A 22054-nucleotide genomic window follows, 5' to 3' on the forward strand; every position below is an offset into this window, starting at 1 on the left:
TTTGACTTTTTGTTTTAGTAGTTTTTAGGTAATTCAGTCAAGAATGTTTGTTGTTTAGATTCTGGCAAATAAGTATTTATTGCTTTGGTGAAATCGAAAGATTTCATTCAATAAAATCATCAACTACGTCAACTACTATGCCCCTTTAACACTTTTTAACAACATCAAAGCTCCTAACAACGACAACAATGTCTAAATTGCGTATCCTTTACGTTGCCAGTGAAGTTGACCCTTTTCTCTCTACGACTCAAGTAGCTAATTTTGTTAGAAAACTCCCTGCTGCTATGCAGGAAAAAGGGTTTGAAATAAGAATCTTAGTACCTCGTTTCGGGTTAATTAATGAACGTAAAAACCGACTTCATGAAGTAGTAAGGTTATCTGGGTTTACGGTACCAGTTGGTGACGACGATAAGCCCGTAACAATTAAAGTAGCCTCTTTGCCATCGGCAAAATTACAGGTATATTTTATCGATAACGAAGACTATTTTCAAAGAAAGTACGTTTTTACCGACAAAGAAGACAGATTTTATGCAGATAACGATGAGCGTGCAATATTTTTCTGTAAAGGCGCGCTTGAAACTGTAAAAAAATTGGGATGGTCTCCTGATATAGTACATTGTAACGACTGGATGACGGCTTTAATACCTTTGTATTTAAAGACTACTTACAGAAACGACCCTATGTTTAAAGATTCTAAGACGGTATTTTCTGTTTTCAACAACGACTTTGCTCATAAATTTGCTTTTGAAGGACTATATGACAAAGTAAAAATGTTGAATGTTGAAGATGATATGCTGGGAAGTTTAGAGTCAGCAGATTATCAAGGTTTTGTTAAGATTGGCGTAGAATATGCCGACGTCGTGATTACGATGGAAGAAGAAGTATCTGAGAAATTTAACACTATTTTTAATGAATTACCCGCAAAAAAATTGGAATACGTTCCAGAAGAGAGTATTGACAGTTACTACAATATTTACACGGAGTTGGCAAGTGCGTAAAGCATTCATTTTTGGTGTTTTCTTTTCTTTTTTAGCAATTTTATCTGCCTGCGAAGACCCTAAAGGGGTAGGTTCAGATGTTTTTGTTGAAGACATTGGCTTACTATATACTGATACCTTAACAGTTGATGCTTCTACAGTATTATTAGATTCTATCGCTAGCTATAGTACCAGTAATCTTTTGGTGGGTCGTTTAATTGATCCTACTTTGGGTGCTGTACAAGCTACAGCCTATTTCCAAATATCAAACTTAACAGCAGATACTATTCGTTCTAACGTAGATACTGCTGGCAGAAGTAATGTAAAATGGATAACGTACCCTTCTAAAAATGACTCTATTCGCTTGATTTTACCGTATAGTTTTGTTCAAGGAGATACGCTTCAAAATCAAAGTTTCAAAGTATATCAATTGGCATCTACTGCCACCCTCGACCCTACTACTGTTTATTATAATAACAGTACTGGTCCAGCGTTGAATCCTACTCCGATTGGTCAATTAAATAATGTAAAAATTCGCCCTATCAGAGATAAAAGAGTGATTCAGGGTACTACAGGTAAATTTGACTCGCTTAGAATACCAATCACCGAGCCATCTTTTGTGAAGTTTTTAGAAAGTCAAAGAGACATCGCTAAAACTGAAGCATTAGTAGGTACTGGTTTCAAAGAAATTGTGAGAGGTCTAGCACTGGTTTCTGAAAGTAATAATAATGCAGCAATTCTGGGGTTTGCGTCAGGAGGAGTTCAAATGCAACTTTATTATCACTATAAATATACTTATACTGTAAGAAACTCTGCTAATACTTCGGATAGTACCGTGACTGTTGATACGACAAAATCTAATAATTTTTATGTGGCTATCACAAATGCAGACGGAACGAGCTTTAATGCAAGATTCAATAAAATAACGCCTACTCGTACTGGTACAACAATAAGTAAGCTAACTAAGGCAACTGATATTTTACCGGCTAGTCAGACTAATAATGAAGCTTATTTACAGTCTGGTACAGGTGTTGCGATAAAAGTAACCTTCCCAAGCTTATTAAAGCTAAAAGAAAATAAAGACATCGCTATCAACAAAGCTCAATTAATCCTTGAACCTAAAGGTAACCCCGCAGGATATACTTACCCAAGTGATTTAATACTGGTAGAAACAACACCTGCCAATAGGCCTCTGAGAACGACAACGACAGGCGATGGAAGTTTTTCTTTTGTATTGGGTGAAGGTACAACAGCATCTTACGCAAGCAGGACAAATGAGTATTCCTTTAATGTAACGAGTTCTTTACAAAACATTTTAGCGGGTAGAAAAAAGAATATTGGTTGGATGATTGCTCCTACGCTATTTGCAACTAACTCTACTACTGGAGCAAGAGGGCCTGTCTTAGGTAAAAGTGTACTTAACCCTGATGTTACACGTGCAATTTTTGACCGTAATAATATCAAGCTGAAAGTTTATTATACTTACGTTACAAAATAATCTGTAATTTCTTGAAATTATTCTTGAGCGGAGAACCATAATATGGATTCTCCGCTCTATTTTTGTGGCAATATATTACTGACTATTTCTTCTTCTGGCTGATTACCTCTTACAATCATCTATACAGAAGCAATAGTGATAACCAATTAAACTATAAATATATGTGTGGCATTGTGGCTTATATTGGGCATCGTGAAGCCTATCCTTTAATTATCAAGGGATTAAAACGTTTAGAATACCGTGGATACGATAGTTCAGGTATTGCTTTATTGAACGATGGACTAAATGTTTACAAAAAGAAAGGAAAGGTAAAAGACCTTGAAGAAGCCCTTACAAACGAAAACCTTCACAGTAACATTGGTATAGGGCATACACGTTGGGCAACCCACGGCGAGCCGAATGACGTAAATGCTCATCCACATTACTCTGCTTCCAAAAACTTAGCCATTATTCACAATGGTATCATAGAAAATTATTCTTCTATCAAGAAAAACCTTATTAAGAAAGGGCATATTTTTTATTCTGATACAGATTCAGAGGTATTCATCCATTTTATTGAAGATATCCAAGTAAATACTGGTTGTTTGCTTGAAGAGGCCGTTCGTTTGGCGATGAAGGAGGTAGTAGGTGCCTATGCTATAGTTATTATGGATGCTACTAATCCTTCTCAATTAATTGCTGCCCGCAAAGGCTCTCCATTAGTAATTGGTGTGGGCGATAGCGAATTCTTTTTTGCTTCAGATGCCACGCCAATTATAGAATATACCAACGAAGTAATTTATTTGAATGATTATGAATTGGCAGTAGTGCGTGATGGAGAATTAACAGTGAAAAACGTTGATAATATCCTTCAGTCACCTTATATCCAAACAGTAGAATTAGAGCTTGAAGCGATTGAAAAAGGAGGTTACGAACACTTTATGCTCAAAGAAATCTATGAGCAACCTCGTTCAGTAGCCGATTGTATGCGTGGTCGTGTAAATGCTGACAGTGGTCTTTTAGTATTGGGCGGTTTACGTGATTATGTTGAAAAATTAGCCAAAACAAAGCGTATCGTGATTGTGGCTTGTGGTACATCATGGCACGCAGGTTTAGTAGCAGAATATATCTTTGAAGAATTGGCACGCATCAACGTAGAAGTAGAATATGCTTCTGAATTCCGTTATCGTAACCCTATCATCAAAGAAGGAGATTTCGTGATTGCAATTTCACAGTCAGGAGAAACAGCCGATACGCTAGCCGCAATTGAACTAGCAAAATCTAAAGGTGCAACCATCATTGGTGTTTGTAATGTGGTGGGTTCATCTATTCCAAGGGCTACCCATGCAGGTGCTTATACGCATGCTGGCCCTGAAATCGGTGTGGCTTCTACCAAAGCCTTTACGGCACAAGTAACAGTATTGGCGATGATGGCGATAGCCGTTGCCCGTAAAAAAGGCACATTACACGAAGATACTTTCAGAAGATTATTATTTGAATTAGAACGTATTCCATCTAAAATAGAAACGGTTCTGAAGACAGACGAGAAAATCAAAGTAATTGCTGAACAGTTCAAGGACTCGCGTAACTTTATTTATCTGGGTCGTGGTTATAACTTCCCTGTAGCATTAGAAGGAGCATTGAAGCTTAAAGAAATCTCCTATATCCATGCAGAGGGTTATCCTGCGGCAGAGATGAAACATGGCCCTATTGCTTTGATTGATGAAGAGATGCCTGTAGTGTTTATCGCTACGAAAGATAGCTCTTACGAAAAAGTAGTATCGAATATTCAAGAAGTAAAAGCCAGAAAAGGAAAGGTAATTGCCATCGTAACCGAAGGAGATAAATTGATTCCAACGATGGCTGATTATACTATCGAAATTCCTGCCATGCACGAGGCTTTGATTCCGTTAGTGGCCACTATTCCATTGCAACTATTATCGTATCATATTGCCGTATTAAGAGGCTGTAATGTAGACCAACCTAGAAACTTGGCTAAGTCTGTTACGGTTGAGTAGATTTGTTTTTGGACTTTAGGACTGGAGGATTTTGGACTAAAGGACTTTAGGAGGCTGATATATTTGTATTTTCAGACACAGGATGCTAGACTTTGCTCTTCGAAAGGTTCATATAGTATCTCGAAAAGGCACAATATAAAACAATAAAGGGCAAGCTTTCGCTTGCCCCATTATCTGGCATATATTAGTTTATGATGATTAAATACTTGGGTCGGCTGGCGTATTTGGGTTCGTCAACCTTTCTTGGTCAGGATATGGGTAGAAATTACGTGTACGTTCTATCAAACTAGCTGGAGGAGCAGGTCTACCAAAACGACGACTGTCTTCTAATCTCAATCCTGTCATAAACAACTCGGCACAACGTTGTTTATATACTTCAATTAATAAAGCATCTTTATTTACTGCACCAGCATAAGCTGATAATCCTGCATTTACGCCAAAGGCATCGCCCGAAGCTTGTGTTCTTACGGCATTGATATCAGCCAAAGCCGATACAAGGTCTGGAGTAGCTTTTCTAAGATTGGCTTCTGCTCTGATTAAACGCATTTCGTCTGGCAAATACACTGGAATAGGACGGTCAACAGCATCAAAAAAACCTACGAGTCTTTTTAACTTCTCCCCCCCTACTACTACATCTGGCGTAGCTAAATAGAAAGCCAAACGCTTGTCATCAGCATCTACCAAAGCGGTAGGTAAACCAAAGTTATCACGCGGAGCATAATCTTTGCTGATTTGCGTAGCTGTATAAATTGGATTCTGACTTTGTGAAGAAAAAACAAATGACGACTTCTTTGACAAGTCCACCGCATTAGCGGCTGCGATGGCTGCGTCAAAGTTGCCAAGCATCATGTTGTATCTTGCACGATAAGCTTGAATGGTATTAATAAGGTCAAAGTCTGCTCCTGTAACTTTAGTCTTAAATTCAGCCGAAGGGGCTGTCGTCGATACCATCGTTACGGCATCGTCTAATAATTTTACGGCTAATTTTAATGCCTCTGTACGGTCAGCATAAATGGCTTGTCCTAATTTATCTGTTTGTAAAGGCAGTTTTTCAAAAGAAGTAGCCAAACCGCCCAATGCCATTGCTTTGAATAAATTAGCATGGGCTACAATACCACTTTTAAGAGCAGCATCACTTGCTAAAACTCCAGGAGCACTTGCAATAATATCATCGGCCATGCCCATGATACGAAACATTCTAGACCATACCCCCAACACGTTACCATTGAATGTTGGCAAAGCAGTTCCGCCTGCCTCTATTTCAATGATGTTTGTAAAAGTGGTAATTCCTTTGGTTTCTCGTGATGTAGTACCAGGAGTTAAAACCAAGGCACTCAATGCTGTCGTCGAATAATTCTGTCGTAACCCCACACTTAAAGTAATAAGTCCGTCACGTGTTGATAAAATCTGAGCGTCTGTTGGGCCGTTCGGATTCTTAATATCCAAGCTACAGTTAATCAGCATCATACTTGAAGCGACTAAAAGGCTGGTTGTAAATATTTTTATCTTGAGTTTCATCGTCTATTCTTAATTAAAAATGAATAATCTACTTTTAGAATGAGTTGGTCAATTTGTTAAAAACTTTATCCTAATTAAACATTTTAAAATTCATTGATTCCCTAAAAATTAGCTGTTAAACCAATAGAGTACTGGCGTGGGATAGGTACCTCCACAAAGTCGAAACCACGTACAGCATTCGACTGACCAGCAGAATTTACCTCTGGGTCATAACCACTATAATTATCGAATGATAATAAGTTACGGCCAGCCAATAAAATACGGATGTTTTTCAAGCCTAAAGCTTTAGGAGTAGCCATATACGAAATAGAGACTTCTCTTACTTTTACGAAAGAACCTTTTTCAATATAATTTTCGAAAATACTAAACAAGGCAGCACTTGTACCTTTTGGCACTTGCCCTTTTAATTCTGGTTCATACCCTGCCAAGCCACCGTATAAATCACGTTCGCCTACTCTACGTGTAAAGTTGAATACATCAAAGCCTTGCATAGCATCTAACTGCAAACGGAAAGTAAATTTCTTGTATTCTACTTCATTGATGAATGAATACACTGCAGTTGGGTTTGGATTACCAATTACTTTACTTAAAATAGCACCGCTTGGTTGTCCATTAGCATCTCTACCAATGGTATATTGTCCATTGGCTAATTGTGTTCCTCTTTCACGTTGAGGTAAACCTGCTGGTGTTAATAACAAAGTACCATCTGGTTTACGTGCAAAGAATGTTGAATAAAAAGCACCTAGTGAATAACCATTTACGGCTGCTACTTGGCTAAAGCCTCCTGCAAATGGCAATACTCCGTTTCCTTCTACTCCGTCGATTACGTTTTTATTTTGTGTGTAAGTGATAGTAGAAGTCCATTTTACATTTTTATTTTGAATCGGAATAGCACGTACCATTACTTCAAAACCTTTGTTAGTCATAGTACCGATATTTACAAAACGGTTGTTATAACCAGTAGTTGGTGCTAAAGTACGGTTCAAAATCAGGTCTTTTACTTCTTTGTTATAATACGTAAATTCTACCCCGATGCGGTCTTTCAATAAACTAAAGTCTGTACCGATTTCTAATTCTGTTTGTCTTTCAGGTTTTACCGTAAAGTTTCCTAAAGTCAATGGAGCTAAATAACCATTTAATCCCCCCGTCGTAACTGGTGAATAGTTGGTAAAGCGGTCGTAAGCACCAATGGCTGTCAAGTTACCTGCTTGTCCCCAAGCTGCTCTTACTTTAAAGTTTGGTAAAATATCTTCTAAGTTATTTTTCCAGAATTCTTCATTTGATATTACGTACGAAGCACTTGCTTTAGGATAAAACTGCCAGCGGTTATCGACACCATATACGGAGGCAGCATCCCAACGACCAGCACCTGTCAAATATAGTTTGTTTGAAATGCCAAAAGTTTGTTGAACAAAAACACCAGCGAAAGCTCTCTCTGCACGACTTTCCCCTGCTACTATCAAAGCACCATTGTTAACGGTTTCTCCAAAAATACCCAATTGCTGTGCATTGATAGAAGTAGTCTGCGAACGGTCGTATTGAATAGTTCCACCTACACCAGTAGTAGATTCAATGAAGTCTGCTATTTTAGTTTGGTAGCGAATATTCAAATCATTGTTAACTTGTAACACATTGGCATCAGCACGACGAGACAACCCTGCATCATAACTTGGCGTAGTATTCACTGGAGGAATATAAGCCGTACCAAGCTGTGTATAGGTATCTAAACCAAAGGTATAATCAATACCCAAGCCTTCAATTGGCGTAAGATTTAACTGTACGTCGCCAGTGAAACGAGAAGTGCTTTGTTTAAACTTGAAGCGGTCGATAGCTTCCAAAGGGTTGGTCCTGCGAAGTACAGCTGTTGGTGCTGTAGATGGATAAGCCCCTGTAGTTTCATTTTTGGCAGGATTTACAAAGTTGTTCGAGAAGATAAATCCTGTTAAAGCTCCGTAGGCTTCGTTGATACCTCCGTTCGGAATTTCATTTGAACTACTATAGATATAATTTCCACCTACGGTAAGGCTTGCCCATTTGTTCAAATGCTGACCGATTCTCATTCTTACATTGGCACGATTAAAATCAGAGCTTTTGATAATACCTTGATTTTGGAACATCGAACCAGAGAAGAAATAATTAGAATTTTGGTTACCGCCTGAAACAGACAAATACTGCTCATTTCCTACTGCTTGACGGAAAATATCTTTCTGGAAATCATAACGAGTTACATCAGTTTGTGTTAAATCTGTAGTAACGGTATTGACGAAAGCCTTTCCATAAGTATTATAAGGTAAAGTCTTGCGTACTTCACTCACTCTGAAAGTAGATGAAAAACTAACGTTTGCTTTACCATCTTTTCCTTTTTTAGTAAAAATCTGAACAACCCCATTGCTCGCTCTTGAACCATAAATGGCCGCAGCAGCAGCACCTTTAATCACCTCTATTCTTTCAATATCATTTGGGTTTAAATCAACCAAACGGTTTTGGGCATACCCTCCTAAATCCAATAGTTCACGTGAATCATTGTTTACAATTACACCATCTACAATATACAAAGGGTCTGAAGAACCTACAATAGTACTTGGCCCACGTAAACGAACACTGATACCCCCTGCTGGGTTTCCAGAATTTTGTGTAATTTGTGCCCCAGCAATTTTTCCAGATAAAGCTTGGTCAATAGAAGTGGCTGCTGAATATTGTAAATCGGATGCTTTTAATGAAGTAACGGCATTACCCAATTGTTTTTTGCTAGTGGCTACTGAGGTACCCGTTACAATTACTTCATCAAGCCCAAGTGCATCTGTTGGTAATTGAACAGATAATACGATTGGACTTTCTTTACCAATAATTACTTTTTTGATAACCGAACGAAAACCTACCGAACGAAATTCAAAATCATAACTTCCGCTTTTTACATTCACATTTAATGTAAATTCACCATTAACATTCGTAGCCGTACCAATTTGAGTACCTTTTAAGATGACAGAAGCACCAATTAAGGGTTCGTTACTCTCATCCAAAACTTTACCCTTTACGACAATGGATTGTGCCAAAGCGTTCAATGAGAACATCATGACAAACAGCCCAAGCAAAGTAGATAGGAAATGTTTTTTCATTTGATTTTTTGGGGGTTGAGTGAAGAGTTAAATGCTTTTTTATGCATCTTTATCCGCAATAAAAGTAAAATATCAGGCGAATTCATGCAATAACAAAAATTACTTTTTAACAAAAATAATAAAATTATTCAAAAATCATTATTTTTATCGTAAAATTTCAACTTATTTCTGTTTAATTTTCAAAATTTCAATCAAAAACCCGCAAAAAAACGCATGAGTATTTTAGAAAGTAAAGTTTTGTTAAAAAAGGAAAGGCAGTTACAAATAATCCATCAGATTAATCTTCATAATAAAATACTTTCTTCCGACCTCAGTTTGATTCTGAATGTTTCTGAAGACACTATTCGGCGTGATTTGAATGAATTGGCTTCCGAGAATAAAATTGTGAAAGTGCATGGTGGTGCTTTATCAAAATCATATAATGTTTCAGCGACCCAAGCCGATACGTATGCTTATGACCAAAAGAAAATAATTGCTACTAAAATGATTAAGCTCATCAAGGATGGGATGACTATCTTGACTAGCGGAGGAACTACTATGCGAGCCATCGCTAATCAATTACCTAACAATTTGCATGTGACATTCTTTACCGTAAGCCCATTAATCTCTTTGGAATTAGCCGAACATCCGAATGTAGAAGTGATTTTTTTAGGAGGCAAAATCTCCAATATCTCTAAAATCAGCGTCGGAGGTGAAGTTGTCAGTAAAATTAATGACATCAAAGCTGATTTATGTGTATTGGGTATTAATGGCTTCGACCCCGAAGGAATCAGCGATTCCGACTATGAGGTAGTACAGGTAAAAAAGGCGATGATAAAATCATCAAGGCAAGTAGTGGCTACTACTATTTCAGAAAAACTAAATTCTGATTTGCGGTTACGGGTGTGTACTTTAAATGAAATAGATTACTTGATTACCGAACTTTCGCCCAGCCACGAATTATTAAAACCTTATCATGATTTGGTAAAATACATCCTATAAATAAAAAAGGTAAGTCTTGATGGAAAATAATTGATTAATTTTGTAGCCATATTTTATGTGGACTAGCCTTGTGCTTCCAGAAAGGCAACTCAAACGTTAATCAAAATCAAAAATGTCTGTCATTATTTCCAATATTACCGAAAGTCTCCCAGCATTTCTGGCTGAAAACCAATACACCAAAATTCATGTGATTGTCGATGAAAAAACGCATCGTCATTGCTATCCTATCATCAAGCCTCTATTACCTAAGCATCAGTTAACAAAAATAAAATCGGGTGAAGCGAATAAGAACTTAAGTACTTGTGAGGTTATCTGGGAAGGACTAACGAATCAATCTTTAGACAGACATAGTTTAGTAATCAATGTGGGTGGTGGCGTAATTGGAGATATGGGTGGGTTTTGTGCAGCTACTTATAAACGTGGTATTGATTTTATTCAAATTCCGACAACCTTGCTTTCGCAAGTAGATGCTAGTGTTGGCGGAAAACTTGGTATAGATTTTCAAGGATTAAAAAATCATATTGGGGTTTTTAAAATACCTAATGCCGTTCTGATTGACCCAGTTTTCTTGAAAACTTTACCTAAGCAAGAGCTTCGTTCGGGTTTTGGTGAAATTATCAAACACTGTTTGATACAAGATGCTGACAAATGGAATGAAATTAGAAAAATAGATTTTGAAGAACAGAACTTTGCTGACTTAATTGCACATTCCGTTGCCATCAAAGAGGCTGTAGTAGCAGCAGACCCAACAGAAAAAGGATTAAGAAAAATATTGAATTTTGGACATACCTTGGGGCATGCCATCGAAACGTTTTATTTAGGCAAGCCCAAATTGCACTTACTACACGGCGAAGCCATTGCAGCAGGAATGATTTGTGAAACCTATATTTCTTTTAAAAGAGGCATGATTGACCAACAATCATTGGAAAAAATTGAGGAATTTATCTTTGCAGTGTATGGAAAAGCGACTATTAAAGAAAGTGAACTAGAAGAGATTATCGCACTAACAGCACAAGACAAAAAGAATAAAGGCAAAGAAATTAGATTTTCTTTATTAGAAGGAATCGGAAAATGTACTTATGACATTTCAGTTGCTGCCAGCGAAATGAAAGAAGCTTTACTTTATTATATTGGATAAGTTTATTGAGCTTAATATTTGCCTAGATTAGACAACTTTTGAAAAGTTGTCTAATCTGATTGATTTAGCTACACATACAAAATCCCCTTATCCACCTTCGCTGGCAATGGTCCTTTAGTTACCAGTTTTAAAGCTGCTAAATTCGCCCCAGCGTTAGCACAATTTTCTGGACTCGCTCCTTCAGTATAGGCTGTTAGAAAACCTGCCCAATAGGCATCTCCTGCTCCTGTGGCATCTACTACTTCGAGGGGTTTTACGCCCAATGTAATTTGTTTTGTTCCTTTTTCAGTTGAAATGATTGAGCCATCTCCGCCTTTGGTTAGGCAAATCAGCTCCGCTCCCATCGCATGAAAATCTTGTAGGATTTGTGCTTCTGACACTTTATGTCCATATATTCTTTCGGCGTCGTCTTCACTTAATTTTACCAAAGCATCATGCGAACAATAAGCTGAAATAGTTTCCCAAGCTTGTTTTCTATCTGGCCAAATTTGTATGGCATAATTAGCATCTAAGCTAACTTTACAATTGAGTGCATTTGCTCGTTTGGCAGCATCTACAATGGTACTTTGGGCAGGGTCTTGGCTCAACGCGAAACAAGTAGTATGAAAAATAGCGGAGGCTTCTAATAAACTATCAGGTATATGCTGTGGTTGAAGCATACGGTCTGCCGTACGATAGGCAATAAAATCTGGCGTGCCTTTGGTGCGAGAAACCACTACTATACTTGTCGGCTGAAAATCATCAATGGCTATATGGCTAACGTCAATGCCTGTTTTGGCTACTTCTGTTTTTAGGTAAATACCAATGTTATCGTTGCCAATACAGGAAACCAAGGCAGTATTCATTCCTAAACGAGCCATATTCGCAGCCATATTGGCGGGACTTCCACCCTGAAAGCGTTCAAATGTGGCGGTTTCGAGAATACTATCTTGTATTTCTGTACCAATAAAGTCGGCCAAGAGCTCGCCAACCGAGAGTAATGCATATTTTTTCATGTTTATAAAAATGGATTGTTCTTGCGCTAAATATTCTATCATTATCAGCACTTTATCTGTGCAAATTACTGATAATTCTGTAAAAATTGAGTAGATTTAATAATAAAACCTTCACGACAATATGATGCTAAAAAACTACCTTTCAATTACCTTAATCGCTTTTTTGATATTGACTCATGGAATATCATTTGGAAAACCCAAAAAGAAAATCACTCATACTCCAACGGTACATCGAATAGACGATAAGGAGGCTTTACTTCGCAAAAAAGCGGATGAGTTGGCACATAAATACATTATCGTTGATGGTCATGTAGATTTGCCCTATCGGCTCCATGCCAAGATGGAAGATGTATCTGTACAAACCGCTGGTGGTGACTTTGATTATGTTCGCGCTAAAAAAGGAGGACTTACAGCTCCATTTATGTCTATCTATGTGCCTGCGGATTTACAGCGTAAAAAAGGATTTTCAAAAGCTTTGGCAGATTCGCTGATTGATATGGTCGAGAATCTGGTAAAACAATATCCTGATAAATTTGCCTTAGCAAAATCTCCTGCTGATATAGAAACCAACTTTAAAAAAGGCTTGATTTCTTTGCCAATGGGCATGGAAAATGGTTCGCCTATAGAAAGTAACTTGGCAAATTTACAGTACTTTTATGATAGAGGCATACGCTATATTACGCTTTGTCACGGGGAGGATAATTTTATTTGTGATACCTCGTATGACACTACTAATACGTGGCGAGGGTTGAGTCCCATTGGTAGACAGGTAGTTAGAGAAATGAATCGATTGGGTATTATGCTCGACTGCTCGCATATTTCTGATGATACTTTTGCACAGGTTGTAGCCCTTTCTAAAGCTCCTGTGATTGCTTCACATTCTTCCTGTAGAACTTTTACCCCTGGTTTTATCAGAAATGCACCTGATAACCTGATAAAAGCAATGGCTAAAAAAGGGGGTGTGATTATGATTAATTATTCTTCGATGTTCTTGGATTCTATTTCAAACAAGACTTACGAAACTAAAAGAACGCATTTACGTCAATGGCAAAAAGAACATAATTTAGTCCCTAAAGATTCACTGGCTAAAGCTTATGAGGCGGATTATGACAAACTTCATCCAACACCGCTTACGAATGTGGAAAGAGTAGCCGACCACATAGATCATGTAAAGAAAATTGCAGGAATAGATTATGTAGGTCTAGGTTCTGATTTCGATGGTGTAGGCCCTACCCTGCCTGATGGTTTAAAAGATTGTTCGCAATTGCCCAACCTGATTTATGTTTTATTAAAAAGAGGATATACTGAAAAGGATATTGAAAAGATTTGTTACAAGAATGTTTTTAGGGTCTGGAATAAAGTAGCGGAGGTAGCTAAGGGAATGTAAACGAGCTTTGATTTTTATCTCTAGCGAGGGACTTAAGTCCCTCGCTAGAGATAAAAATCAGATTATCAAATACTTATAAATAATTAATAGGATTTAAGTCGCCTACTTAAAGATAATGATTTTAAATTTTCCATAACTCATCTATGAATGGATTAATTATCAGTATAAGCATCATAAACATTCCAAGCCCAAACAATAAATGGAATGATGTATGTCCACCAGAAAAAGAAAGAGACTACCCCAGCTATTACCCATATAATAATTGCCTTGATAATTTGCCCTTTAACTAACTGACCTAAGCCAGGAATAAAAAATGATAGAATTGCCGGTAATGTGTGTGCTTGTGTTTGCATAGCTTTTGAAGTTTTAGATGATTCCTAATAAGTTTATTGCTTTATATTTTTCAATAAGAGATGCTCGATTTTACTCTTAATAGTACATCCTTCTATTATTTTGAGGAGATTTATTAAATATTTCCCCTCCACCATTTATCACATAAAAAAACCATTCCTCCATTTTCAATCTCCACAATTTGTTTTTGCAAAACCTATTGTATTATATTTGTAGTGTACTATTAAACTAATACAGTATATGATATCAATAAACAACCTCTCGTTTAATTATGGAAAACGAAAACCTGTATTCCGAAATTTAAACCTAAACCTATCTGCTGGAAATGTATATGGCTTATTAGGCAAAAACGGTGCGGGTAAATCATCATTACTTAGAAATATGGCGGGTTTGCTGTTCCCTAGCGAAGGTTCTTGTACCGTAAATGGTTACAAAGCACAAGACCGTCTGCCTAGCTTTTTACAAGAGATGTATTTTTTACCTGAAGAATTTTATACGCCCCCAGTAAAGATTAAGGATTTTGTAGCTACTTATTCGCCATTTTATCCAAACTTTTCGCTGAAACAATTTTTGGAATATTTAGAAGAATTTCAAATTTCTGATAACGAGAAGTTCACCGAGTTATCATTAGGACAAAAGAAAAAGGCTTTGATTGGCTTTGGTTTGGCAACAAATACGAAAGTGTTGATTATGGACGAACCAACCAATGGTTTGGACATTCCTTCCAAAAGTCAGTTCCGTAAAATCATTGCTTCTGTGGCTACTGACGAGCGAATTATTATTATTTCAACGCACCAAGTACGTGATTTAGATTCTTTGATAGACCCTATCATTATCCTAGACGGTTCGGAGGTATTATTACATGCTACCACTGAAGAAATTTCTGAAAAATTATCTTTCAAAACAGTTTCTGTAGTAACAGACCATGAGAAAGTTTTGTATTCAGAACATTCGATAAGAGGATTTTCGGTGGTGATGCCTAACAATGGTCACGAAAACAATAAAGTAGATTTAGAATTATTATTCAACGCTGCTTTAGCCAATCGCCAGTCTATTAAAGACATCTTTCAATAGCCTTTATCTGTTTAACTCAATAGTCATCACGAATATGACTATCCAACAACTTAGAGCAAAATACTATGAATAACTTTTTTGATTACAGCCGTTTTTCACTCCTTGTGAAAAGACAATGGACTGAAAACAAGTTTATATTTCTGATGGGACTAGTCATTTTTGGCTGTATTACTGCGGTAATTTATTCCATCAATTTTGACGCAGAAAATGATTATTTGCTAAAAAGAGGCATGCAGACAATGATGTTTATTATTGGTCTTTTTGGAGGAGGTACATTATTTGCAAATTATCTTTTCAAAGATTTTGGCAATAATAGTCAAACACTGAGTTTCTTGATGACGCCAGCATCGCACTTTGAAAAAATCACTGCTGGTATGTTTTATGCACTCATTGTCTTTCCTGTAGTTTATGCAATTACTTTCGGATTGGTTGATGGCGCTTTCGTAAAGCTTTCGGGCAATCCTCATAACGAAGTTTTGTATTCTATGGTGATGAATTCTTACAAAGAATATGATTTCTTAATATGTGTTTGGGTTGCGTTACAAATGTTTGTGATATTAGGGGCTATTTATTTTGGCAGGATGTCTTACATCAAAACAGCTTTTACAGGATTCTTGATATTAGCATCGTTGGGATTGATTCAGTATTTGTTGTACAAAATCATCATTGGTTCAGGCTCACATAATATTGATATGGGAAATCATAATAGACAACATCTTTCAAGTGAATTCCAATTCATGATGGATGGCTCAAAATATGCTTTCTATTATTTACTAGCACCAGTGATAGCAATAATAGCCTATTTTAAATTAAAAGAAAAGGAGGTTTAACATGGAATTCAGAGATAATCAAGCAATTTACCTCCAAATAGCAGAGTATATTTGTGAGCGTATCTTACTGAAACAGTGGATGATTGGTGATAAAATCCCATCCGTTCGTGAACTAGCTGTTCAGTTGGAAGTAAACCCTAATACGGTAATGAGAACTTACGAGTTCTTGCAACAAAAGGAAATTATTTTTACTAAAAGAGGCATGGGTTTTTTTGTATCAGATGATGCCCAAGACAAAGTTCTAGCCTTTAGAAAAGAAGAGTTCTTAGGAAATGAATTACCAGTATTCTTTAAAAATATTCATTTATTAGGACTAGATTTTGATTTTATTAAAGACAGATTCGAGGCATTTAAAACAGCTAATTTTTAAGCACAAAACTTATGAAAACATCAAATAAATTATTGGTAGCTTTGGCTTGTATATTAGTCATTGGAATGACCTCTTTTACGATATTGCTTAAAGCTGAATACAAAAACAAGGTTGCAAAAATTGATATTTCAAAACAAGTTATTAAACTAAAACCATTTAATAACCTTGAATTAATATCACTAGAAGATTATAATAATATTAATGTTGAAATCGAAGAAGGCACTGAATACAGTATCAAGAACGTGCCTAATGCTAAAGTTGTAGGAGAGTCATTGAAGATTGATAGTAGCTCAGAAATATATGGAAAAATAATTATTACTGTTCCTAAACTTCCTGCTATTACTTTGAATGGTTACGAAATATCGGTAAAAATTAATGGTAAAAGTACCAAATTTGCCAACAGTAATTTAGCTGTAAATAGTACTGCCACTGGAGACTTAACACTAAACAATTGTGATTTAACAGCGGTAAACATCAAAGCTGACAATGCAGAGGTTAAAGAACATTGGAGGGATGATTGGGATCGTTACTATCATTTCCACTTAAATGACTCTAAGGTTGCTAACTCAGATATTTCATTGAAAGGCAAATCAACTTTATCATTGAAAAAAACAGCATTGTTATCACCTACATTTGATTTGAGTGATTCTGCTTCTATCACGATTGAAGGGAATGCAATGAATCCTTTTGTGAAGAAATAGTCATCCATTCTACTAGTAAAGCCCAGCAGTGAGCCTCGCAAGTCCAGTTGATATGAAAGACTTTTGAAGAAGCTATTTTATACAACATCGGATTTTCGTAGGCTGTCAGCAACCCTGCAATAAAGAAGTAAAAACCTGTAAACATCTCCTTTGAGCAATCGACAAGTTCGGTTTTTTCAAAGGAGATATTGAAGCGTAATAGGCTGGTTTCTATAAGGATTCTATCCATCAAAGCCAAATTTGGTCGCCTCAAATAATCCAGCATATCTGCTACTAGTTTTTCTCGGCAAATCTCTAAAGCCTCAATCCTAAATTTTGCCATTAATCTCGCTACATGATACATGATGATAGGTGTTCGGACGTAGTGATGTGCTACTCTAAAGGGTTGATTGATATACTGACCTGATATAATAACCTGTTGAAGGTATTTTATAGCATCATTCCCATGTTCATCGAGCGTTATATCATATGAAAGTAAGCAATAAATCATATTTGATAAAGCACAGGCATCAAATTCGATATACATTTTTTTACCAAACCAAGTTGAATATGCTTTTAAGGTTTTGTATTCCTCAAAGGTATTTTCGATGGTCTGCGTATATCCGTTTGAGTGTTTTACTAGCTTATCTTTCAAAGCAATGGCTTCTTCTTGTGAAAATTGCTTCGTCAGAAAAACCATTGAAGTATCATCAATATCATCTGGAATTTTAAAGTGATTCAGTTTGTGAAGGATATTGCCATGAGGGAAATGCTGAGATGGTTTTGTTTGAAAGAAGTTATAGGTATTCAGTCCATCTTTATTTTGAAAAAGTGGATACGTAGCAATGGCTTTTTTAGTAATTTTTTCAATAAGTATTTGTGATGTTTCCGACAGATTTTCTTTAATGTTATTCAGCGTAAAAACGGTAATAGCAGTAAAAAAAACATTAGTATCTGGACGACGATAATGCAAAATATTATTTTCCCTAAAAGATTCAAAAATACCTTCAGGGAAATATGTTCTATCAGCAGACGTCTGTAAATCTGCAATTTTTAAAATTATATCGTCAATTGTCAAAACATTGAATTTTTAAATCTTCATTCATTACACATATCTTTATTTTCAAATCGACACATTTTCAAATTTTCAAATTCTAAAGATATTTCACCATCGCATTTTCATCTACAAACAAATCATCACTCATTCTGATAGCTTGTTTTTCAAAACTAAATACTTCAAACCCTTCCGAAAGATACAAATTTTTAGCCCGATGATTATCAGCTATTAATGTCAATACAATCTGTTTTAGGCCTACTCCTTGTTTGGCTCTTTCGATGGCTGCTTGTAACAGTTTTCGTCCCAAGCCCAAACCTTTAGCTTCTGGGGCTACATACATCCTAAAAATCAACCCTTTGTGTTTGAGTTTCAAGACATTTTCTCTTTTAAATCCAACTGTTCCTAACAAATCTCCTTCGTCAGAAAAAGCCACTAAAGTAAAGCTTTCAAAAGTATTTTCAGTCGGGAAAGCTTCGCCAGCAATATCCACTGGCGAAACCCTGAAAAATTGAGATTCTTCTGTAATGGCTTTATGCAATAGGGTATAATAAAGCTGGATTTCAGCCTCGGTATTGATTACTTTTATGTTCATACTAAAGCGGATAATCCATTTTAATGTCTGTTCTTTCGTAAAAAGTCTTTCCGAGAGGTACTTCTACAAACCCTATGCTTTTGTAGATTGAAATGGCTGGTTTTAGTGCTGTATTCGATAACAAATATAAGCCTTTGGCTTTACGAGCTTTGGCTTCATCAATTGTTTTTACACATAGCTTTTTGCCTAAACCCAAGCCTTGGGCTTTAGGCGTTACGCCCATTTTTGCCAATTCGTAAATACCATCACCATCATGGATTAAGGCAGAAGTACCCACAATCTCATCCCCTAATTTTGCTAGAAAAATTTGTCCCCCATTAGCGATAATTTCATCTGGTGCTTCTAATTGTTCCAAATCGTGAGGTTCTACTTTGAAAAACGTTTCAATCCATTCTACATTAATACGTTTGAAGTCGTCTTTATAAGCTTGCTGATATTCAATAATTTGTACATTATTCTCCATGTTTTCTTGGGGATTTATTTGAATATTCTTTTCAAAAAAATGAGTATCCACTGGCATAAAAGGGAAAACCGAAGGAATATTTTGTTTTTCAATGGCCTCAAAACCGTTTCTGATATAAAAGCGAATGGCTGCTTGTAGGCGTTCTAATGTTCCTAAATATAGGTTTGTCATGCCAGCTTTTTGTGCTTCGGTGGTCAATAAATCTAAAAGTTTCTGAGCAATTCCATATTCTTTTCCCCGAAACTCTTTCTTAACAAACATTTTACGAATCGCTCCTACGTTTTCACCACAATCAATTAGAGCGATGCTTCCGACTACCTTACCGTCGTGTAAGGCTACCCAGAAATTGCCATAGTTTTGTTGGTAAAAATTTGGAATGTCTAATAAATCTTGTTGTTCATTAATGGTAATCGGTACTTGAAACTCTTTTTGCTGAATAGTCAAAATTAAATCTACTACTTGGTCTGTATATTGATTTTCAAAGGATTGTATCTGTATCATTGTCTTCACTATTAAACTATTATTTCACCTATTAAATATGGGGCTACTTTACCCGCCATTTTTACCCTGTCGCCCACTAATGTACAGAGCAACTCCCCTCCTCTGGCAGATATTTGCTTGGCTGTTAGGATATTCTTTCCTAATTTTTCTGCCCAGTAGGGTGTTAAGGTAGTATGGGCGGAGCCTGTGACGGGGTCTTCGTCGATACCTGACTGTGGTCCAAAAAATCTTGATACAAAATCTACCTTATCTCCTTTGGCAGTAACGATAATGCCTCTGCATTTTACCTTAGCAATGGTCTTGAAGTCGGGCTTTAGTGCTTTTACTTGGCTTTCGTTTTCAAAAACCAGAAAATAGTCTGTAATGCCTTTTAGGGTTTCTTGGGGTTTTATTCCCAGTCCTTCGATTAATTCTTCAGGTGTTTCTGCCACTACTGGAATATCAACAGGGAAATCTAGTTCTAATAAATCGTCTTTCTTTGCTACTTTCAGAACACCACTTTTAGACTTAAACTCAATGGTTGTTTTGAGATATTTAGCGTATTCAAAAATGGTGTAGGCAGTCGCTAGTGTAGCATGACCACAGAGGTTTACTTCAACGGTTGGCGTAAACCATCGTATATGAAACTGTTCACCTTCGGCGACATAAAAAGCCGTTTCGGCAAGGTTATTTTCAGCAGCAATTTTTTGCATTAGTTCATCAGTAATCCATTCAGTAAGGGGTACTACAGCGGCAGGATTACCCGCAAATACTTCATTCGTAAATGCGTCTAATTGATAGATTGTTAGGTTCATAATGGCTATCAGCTTTCAGCAATGAGCTTTCGGCTTCTTTAAATGGTTTTTCAGCTATGAGCAGTGGGCTATAAGCTTTTTGAAATAAGAATAAATACACAAGATTTTAGAAGTATAAAAAGCTCAAAGCTGATTGCTCAAAGCTCAAAGCTTCACCCTAATTTGTGAAACTCCTTAAAGCGTTCTAAGTAACTTTTTTCAGACCAAGCATCTTCAATTTCTTTGACGGCAATCAGTAAATTATGCTCTTGATTTTCGATGATTTCGGCATTCATTAGTTTTATTTCCTCCCAAATTTTTTGGAGTGTAGGTAATAAATTCTTTCCCTTTTTCGATAATTTCAAATTACGTTTACGAGCGTCCTCGTCCGACTTCTTAGAAATGATCAAACCTTTTTTCTCCAACTCCTTTGCCATCTGAATAATGGCTGGATGCGTAACATTCAACCCTTCAGCTATTTCCATAATCCCAGCCTCGTTTTTCTGAGACAGAAAGTAAAAAATAGGAAACCATTTTGGTTGAAAGTCTACTCCGTAGAAACGATACACATCTTCACCACCACGCATGATGGTCTCGCTGAGTCGTTTGAGCCTACTTCCAAAAGCCAAAGGGCCTAATTCTGATATTAAATCCATTTTATGTAAACAATTACGTAAGTACTTACGCAAATTTTAAAAGTTTTTTTGAATTAAACAAAAAAATCTTCTCCTTTTTGAAAAAGAGAAGATTTTTAGATAATGCTATTTTGTTAATCGTAACCTTAGTTATATATAAACCACAAGCTTAGCTTGGCGTATTAAGGATTAGAAATCCTTATTTAATAAAGTCGAAGATGTAGCGAGCTAACATCCCAACCAACATCTGTTATATTAAACTTCTTTCACTTCAATGGCATATTTAGGCAGTTCTTGCTTTATTTTTTCATATATTTTTATCCATTCTTGATAGCCTTCCTCAATTTGAGAAGCTGAGAAACTTGCCCAATTAGCATGTTTACGGGTAAATTCCAACTCTTCTTCCTTTCTTATTAATAATTGCTGTGGTGAGGGAATAAAAACCGTATGTAATCGATGATTATTTTCTTTCAGTTTATTTGATAAATTAACTAGTGAATCAATATCGTGATAATAACGAATCAAAACATCGTTCTTTTTTCTACTTAATTCAGTGTACAGTGAGTTCAAAATCTTTTCTTGATCATAATTTACACTCAGTTTACGTTCAGTTAAAAACTTATCCATACTAATTTTTTCAACATTTAGTTTTTCGAAAACAGTATCTGTTTCTTGCATTTCTACTATTATATATACATTCATAGTTCTAAACATTTAATTGATTATTTTTAACTGAATGCCTAATTCTTCTAATTCTACATTGCCCCTCCCCTCGCTTGGCGTAGTGTTTTTCACTACGTCAGTGTGTACTGTAATGTTACTTGCAAAAATGCAACGCATTTTATGATTATTCCCAAGCTGTGTACGCATATACCACTATCCGTTGTGGACTAGGCGTTGCCTTCTAAGAAGACTCTACACACTGACGTAGTGAAAAACACTACGCCAAGCGAGGGGCAGCACGGATATTATTACTGTGGCTCTTAATAAAATTTTACAATTTGATTTTCAAATCTTTCAAGTTCGATTGAGGATAATTGATAATCGTCTAAAAAACCAATTAGTATATTGTACTTTTTATACATTTCTAAAAATATATTGATTAATTGCAAATCAATTAT

21 protein-coding genes are annotated in these 22054 nt (G+C 36.3%); 10 read left to right on the top strand and 11 right to left on the bottom strand.

Features of this window, described 5'->3' with window-relative positions; translation table 11 throughout:
• Positions 1–188: 188 nt before the first annotated feature.
• The 3 genes from J2Y60_RS15475 to glmS all read left to right on the top strand — a co-directional run bounded on the left by J2Y60_RS15475 (position 189) and on the right by glmS (position 4472).
• Positions 189–998, top strand: a complete 810-nt coding sequence (locus J2Y60_RS15475) for a glycogen/starch synthase (RefSeq protein ID WP_309919185.1) — start codon at positions 189–191, stop codon at positions 996–998.
• Positions 910–2475 (top strand): DUF4270 family protein, encoded by a 1566-nt coding sequence (locus tag J2Y60_RS15480; protein ID WP_309919183.1) that lies wholly within the window; start codon positions 910–912, stop codon positions 2473–2475. Before J2Y60_RS15475 ends, J2Y60_RS15480 begins: the two co-directional genes overlap by 89 nt.
• A 161-nt stretch (positions 2476–2636) precedes the next feature.
• Positions 2637–4472: a glutamine--fructose-6-phosphate transaminase (isomerizing) gene (gene glmS / locus J2Y60_RS15485; RefSeq protein WP_309919698.1), complete on the top strand. Its 1836-nt coding sequence runs from the start codon at positions 2637–2639 to the stop codon at positions 4470–4472.
• A 198-nt stretch (positions 4473–4670) separates the two neighbouring features.
• On the opposite strand, the gene J2Y60_RS15490 is transcribed toward glmS, so the two are convergent.
• Together J2Y60_RS15490 and J2Y60_RS15495 are read right to left on the bottom strand one after the other, a co-directional pair.
• Positions 4671–5990 carry a RagB/SusD family nutrient uptake outer membrane protein gene (locus J2Y60_RS15490; protein ID WP_309919180.1) on the bottom strand — a complete coding sequence of 440 codons (1320 nt, stop codon included), beginning with the start codon at positions 5988–5990 and terminating at the stop codon, positions 4671–4673.
• 101 nt (positions 5991–6091) lie between these two features.
• Entirely contained in the window at positions 6092–9106 is a 3015-nt protein-coding gene (locus J2Y60_RS15495; protein ID WP_309919177.1) for a SusC/RagA family TonB-linked outer membrane protein, read from the bottom strand.
• Between the two features lie 213 nt (positions 9107–9319).
• Between J2Y60_RS15495 and J2Y60_RS15500 the strand changes: the two genes are divergently transcribed.
• Both J2Y60_RS15500 and aroB read left to right on the top strand, forming a co-directional pair.
• On the top strand, positions 9320–10087 hold the full coding sequence (locus tag J2Y60_RS15500; protein WP_309919174.1) for a DeoR/GlpR family DNA-binding transcription regulator: 768 nt from the start codon (positions 9320–9322) through the stop codon (positions 10085–10087).
• A 112-nt stretch (positions 10088–10199) separates the two neighbouring features.
• Positions 10200–11225 (top strand): 3-dehydroquinate synthase, encoded by a 1026-nt coding sequence (aroB, locus tag J2Y60_RS15505; RefSeq protein WP_309919170.1) that lies wholly within the window; start codon positions 10200–10202, stop codon positions 11223–11225.
• Positions 11226–11293: 68 nt separating this feature from the next.
• Here aroB and J2Y60_RS15510 read toward each other — a convergent pair whose 3' ends face one another.
• Positions 11294–12220, bottom strand: coding sequence for a PfkB family carbohydrate kinase (locus J2Y60_RS15510; RefSeq protein ID WP_309919167.1), 927 nt, complete (start codon positions 12218–12220; stop codon positions 11294–11296).
• 121 nt (positions 12221–12341) lie between these two features.
• Here J2Y60_RS15510 and J2Y60_RS15515 point away from each other — a divergent pair, with 121 nt between their 5' ends.
• The gene (locus J2Y60_RS15515) at positions 12342–13607 is read left to right on the top strand and encodes a dipeptidase (protein ID WP_309919164.1); all 1266 of its coding nucleotides are present in this window, start codon (positions 12342–12344) and stop codon (positions 13605–13607) included.
• Between the two features lie 152 nt (positions 13608–13759).
• Here J2Y60_RS15515 and J2Y60_RS15520 read toward each other — a convergent pair whose 3' ends face one another.
• Positions 13760–13960 (bottom strand): hypothetical protein, encoded by a 201-nt coding sequence (locus tag J2Y60_RS15520; RefSeq protein WP_309919161.1) that lies wholly within the window; start codon positions 13958–13960, stop codon positions 13760–13762.
• 238 nt (positions 13961–14198) lie between these two features.
• On the opposite strand from J2Y60_RS15520, the gene J2Y60_RS15525 reads away from it, so the two are divergent.
• From J2Y60_RS15525 to J2Y60_RS15540, 4 genes are all read left to right on the top strand, one after another.
• A complete protein-coding gene (locus J2Y60_RS15525; protein ID WP_309919159.1) occupies positions 14199–15032 on the top strand; it encodes an ABC transporter ATP-binding protein in 834 nt (277 codons plus the stop codon).
• A 65-nt stretch (positions 15033–15097) separates the two neighbouring features.
• A complete protein-coding gene (locus J2Y60_RS15530; RefSeq protein ID WP_309919156.1) occupies positions 15098–15862 on the top strand; it encodes a hypothetical protein in 765 nt (254 codons plus the stop codon).
• A gap of 1 nt (position 15863) precedes the next feature.
• Positions 15864–16232, top strand: coding sequence for a GntR family transcriptional regulator (locus J2Y60_RS15535; RefSeq protein ID WP_309919152.1), 369 nt, complete (start codon positions 15864–15866; stop codon positions 16230–16232).
• An 11-nt stretch (positions 16233–16243) separates the two neighbouring features.
• Entirely contained in the window at positions 16244–16933 is a 690-nt protein-coding gene (locus J2Y60_RS15540) for a hypothetical protein (RefSeq protein WP_309919149.1), read from the top strand.
• Here J2Y60_RS15540 and J2Y60_RS15545 read toward each other — a convergent pair.
• From J2Y60_RS15545 to J2Y60_RS15575, 7 genes are all read right to left on the bottom strand, one after another.
• A complete protein-coding gene (locus tag J2Y60_RS15545; protein ID WP_309919146.1) occupies positions 16890–17990 on the bottom strand; it encodes a hypothetical protein in 1101 nt (366 codons plus the stop codon). The two genes, J2Y60_RS15540 and J2Y60_RS15545, sit on opposite strands and share 44 nt — an antisense overlap.
• A gap of 76 nt (positions 17991–18066) precedes the next feature.
• Complete coding sequence (locus J2Y60_RS15550; RefSeq protein ID WP_309919144.1) at positions 18067–18561, bottom strand: GNAT family N-acetyltransferase; 495 nt, start codon at positions 18559–18561, stop codon at positions 18067–18069.
• A 1-nt stretch (position 18562) separates the two neighbouring features.
• Positions 18563–19525: a GNAT family N-acetyltransferase gene (locus J2Y60_RS15555; RefSeq protein WP_309919141.1), complete on the bottom strand. Its 963-nt coding sequence runs from the start codon at positions 19523–19525 to the stop codon at positions 18563–18565.
• An 11-nt stretch (positions 19526–19536) separates the two neighbouring features.
• Positions 19537–20319: a PhzF family phenazine biosynthesis protein gene (locus J2Y60_RS15560; RefSeq protein ID WP_309919139.1), complete on the bottom strand. Its 783-nt coding sequence runs from the start codon at positions 20317–20319 to the stop codon at positions 19537–19539.
• A gap of 152 nt (positions 20320–20471) precedes the next feature.
• Positions 20472–20954: a MarR family transcriptional regulator gene (locus J2Y60_RS15565; protein ID WP_309919136.1), complete on the bottom strand. Its 483-nt coding sequence runs from the start codon at positions 20952–20954 to the stop codon at positions 20472–20474.
• Positions 20955–21188: 234 nt separating this feature from the next.
• Entirely contained in the window at positions 21189–21635 is a 447-nt protein-coding gene (locus tag J2Y60_RS15570; protein WP_309919133.1) for a hypothetical protein, read from the bottom strand.
• Positions 21636–21647: 12 nt separating this feature from the next.
• Complete coding sequence (locus J2Y60_RS15575) at positions 21648–21773, bottom strand: hypothetical protein (protein WP_309994680.1); 126 nt, start codon at positions 21771–21773, stop codon at positions 21648–21650.
• Between the last annotated feature and the right edge of the window lie 281 nt (positions 21774–22054).

The organism is Arcicella sp. BE140 (genome assembly GCF_031456255.1).
Classification (GTDB): domain Bacteria; phylum Bacteroidota; class Bacteroidia; order Cytophagales; family Spirosomataceae; genus Arcicella; species Arcicella aquatica.

Bases quoted from the DNA above. Each gene is read 5' to 3' on its own strand.
- J2Y60_RS15475 (WP_309919185.1), top strand. From the start codon at position 189: ATGTCTAAATTGCGTATCCTTTACGTTGCCAGTGAAGTTGACCCTTTT.
- J2Y60_RS15495 (WP_309919177.1), bottom strand. From the start codon at position 9,106: ATGAAAAAACATTTCCTATCTACTTTGCTTGGGCTGTTTGTCATGATG.
- J2Y60_RS15515 (WP_309919164.1), top strand. From the start codon at position 12,342: ATGATGCTAAAAAACTACCTTTCAATTACCTTAATCGCTTTTTTGATA.
- J2Y60_RS15490 (WP_309919180.1), bottom strand. From the start codon at position 5,990: ATGAAACTCAAGATAAAAATATTTACAACCAGCCTTTTAGTCGCTTCA.
- J2Y60_RS15565 (WP_309919136.1), bottom strand. From the start codon at position 20,954: ATGGATTTAATATCAGAATTAGGCCCTTTGGCTTTTGGAAGTAGGCTC.
- glmS (WP_309919698.1), top strand. From the start codon at position 2,637: ATGTGTGGCATTGTGGCTTATATTGGGCATCGTGAAGCCTATCCTTTA.
- aroB (WP_309919170.1), top strand. From the start codon at position 10,200: ATGTCTGTCATTATTTCCAATATTACCGAAAGTCTCCCAGCATTTCTG.
- J2Y60_RS15530 (WP_309919156.1), top strand. From the start codon at position 15,098: ATGAATAACTTTTTTGATTACAGCCGTTTTTCACTCCTTGTGAAAAGA.
- J2Y60_RS15525 (WP_309919159.1), top strand. From the start codon at position 14,199: ATGATATCAATAAACAACCTCTCGTTTAATTATGGAAAACGAAAACCT.
- J2Y60_RS15480 (WP_309919183.1), top strand. From the start codon at position 910: ATGAATTACCCGCAAAAAAATTGGAATACGTTCCAGAAGAGAGTATTG.
- J2Y60_RS15535 (WP_309919152.1), top strand. From the start codon at position 15,864: ATGGAATTCAGAGATAATCAAGCAATTTACCTCCAAATAGCAGAGTAT.
- J2Y60_RS15540 (WP_309919149.1), top strand. From the start codon at position 16,244: ATGAAAACATCAAATAAATTATTGGTAGCTTTGGCTTGTATATTAGTC.
- J2Y60_RS15510 (WP_309919167.1), bottom strand. From the start codon at position 12,220: ATGAAAAAATATGCATTACTCTCGGTTGGCGAGCTCTTGGCCGACTTT.
- J2Y60_RS15575 (WP_309994680.1), bottom strand. From the start codon at position 21,773: ATGCGTTGCATTTTTGCAAGTAACATTACAGTACACACTGACGTAGTG.
- J2Y60_RS15550 (WP_309919144.1), bottom strand. From the start codon at position 18,561: ATGAACATAAAAGTAATCAATACCGAGGCTGAAATCCAGCTTTATTAT.
- J2Y60_RS15520 (WP_309919161.1), bottom strand. From the start codon at position 13,960: ATGCAAACACAAGCACACACATTACCGGCAATTCTATCATTTTTTATT.
- J2Y60_RS15570 (WP_309919133.1), bottom strand. From the start codon at position 21,635: ATGAATGTATATATAATAGTAGAAATGCAAGAAACAGATACTGTTTTC.
- J2Y60_RS15500 (WP_309919174.1), top strand. From the start codon at position 9,320: ATGAGTATTTTAGAAAGTAAAGTTTTGTTAAAAAAGGAAAGGCAGTTA.
- J2Y60_RS15560 (WP_309919139.1), bottom strand. From the start codon at position 20,319: ATGAACCTAACAATCTATCAATTAGACGCATTTACGAATGAAGTATTT.
- J2Y60_RS15555 (WP_309919141.1), bottom strand. From the start codon at position 19,525: ATGATACAGATACAATCCTTTGAAAATCAATATACAGACCAAGTAGTA.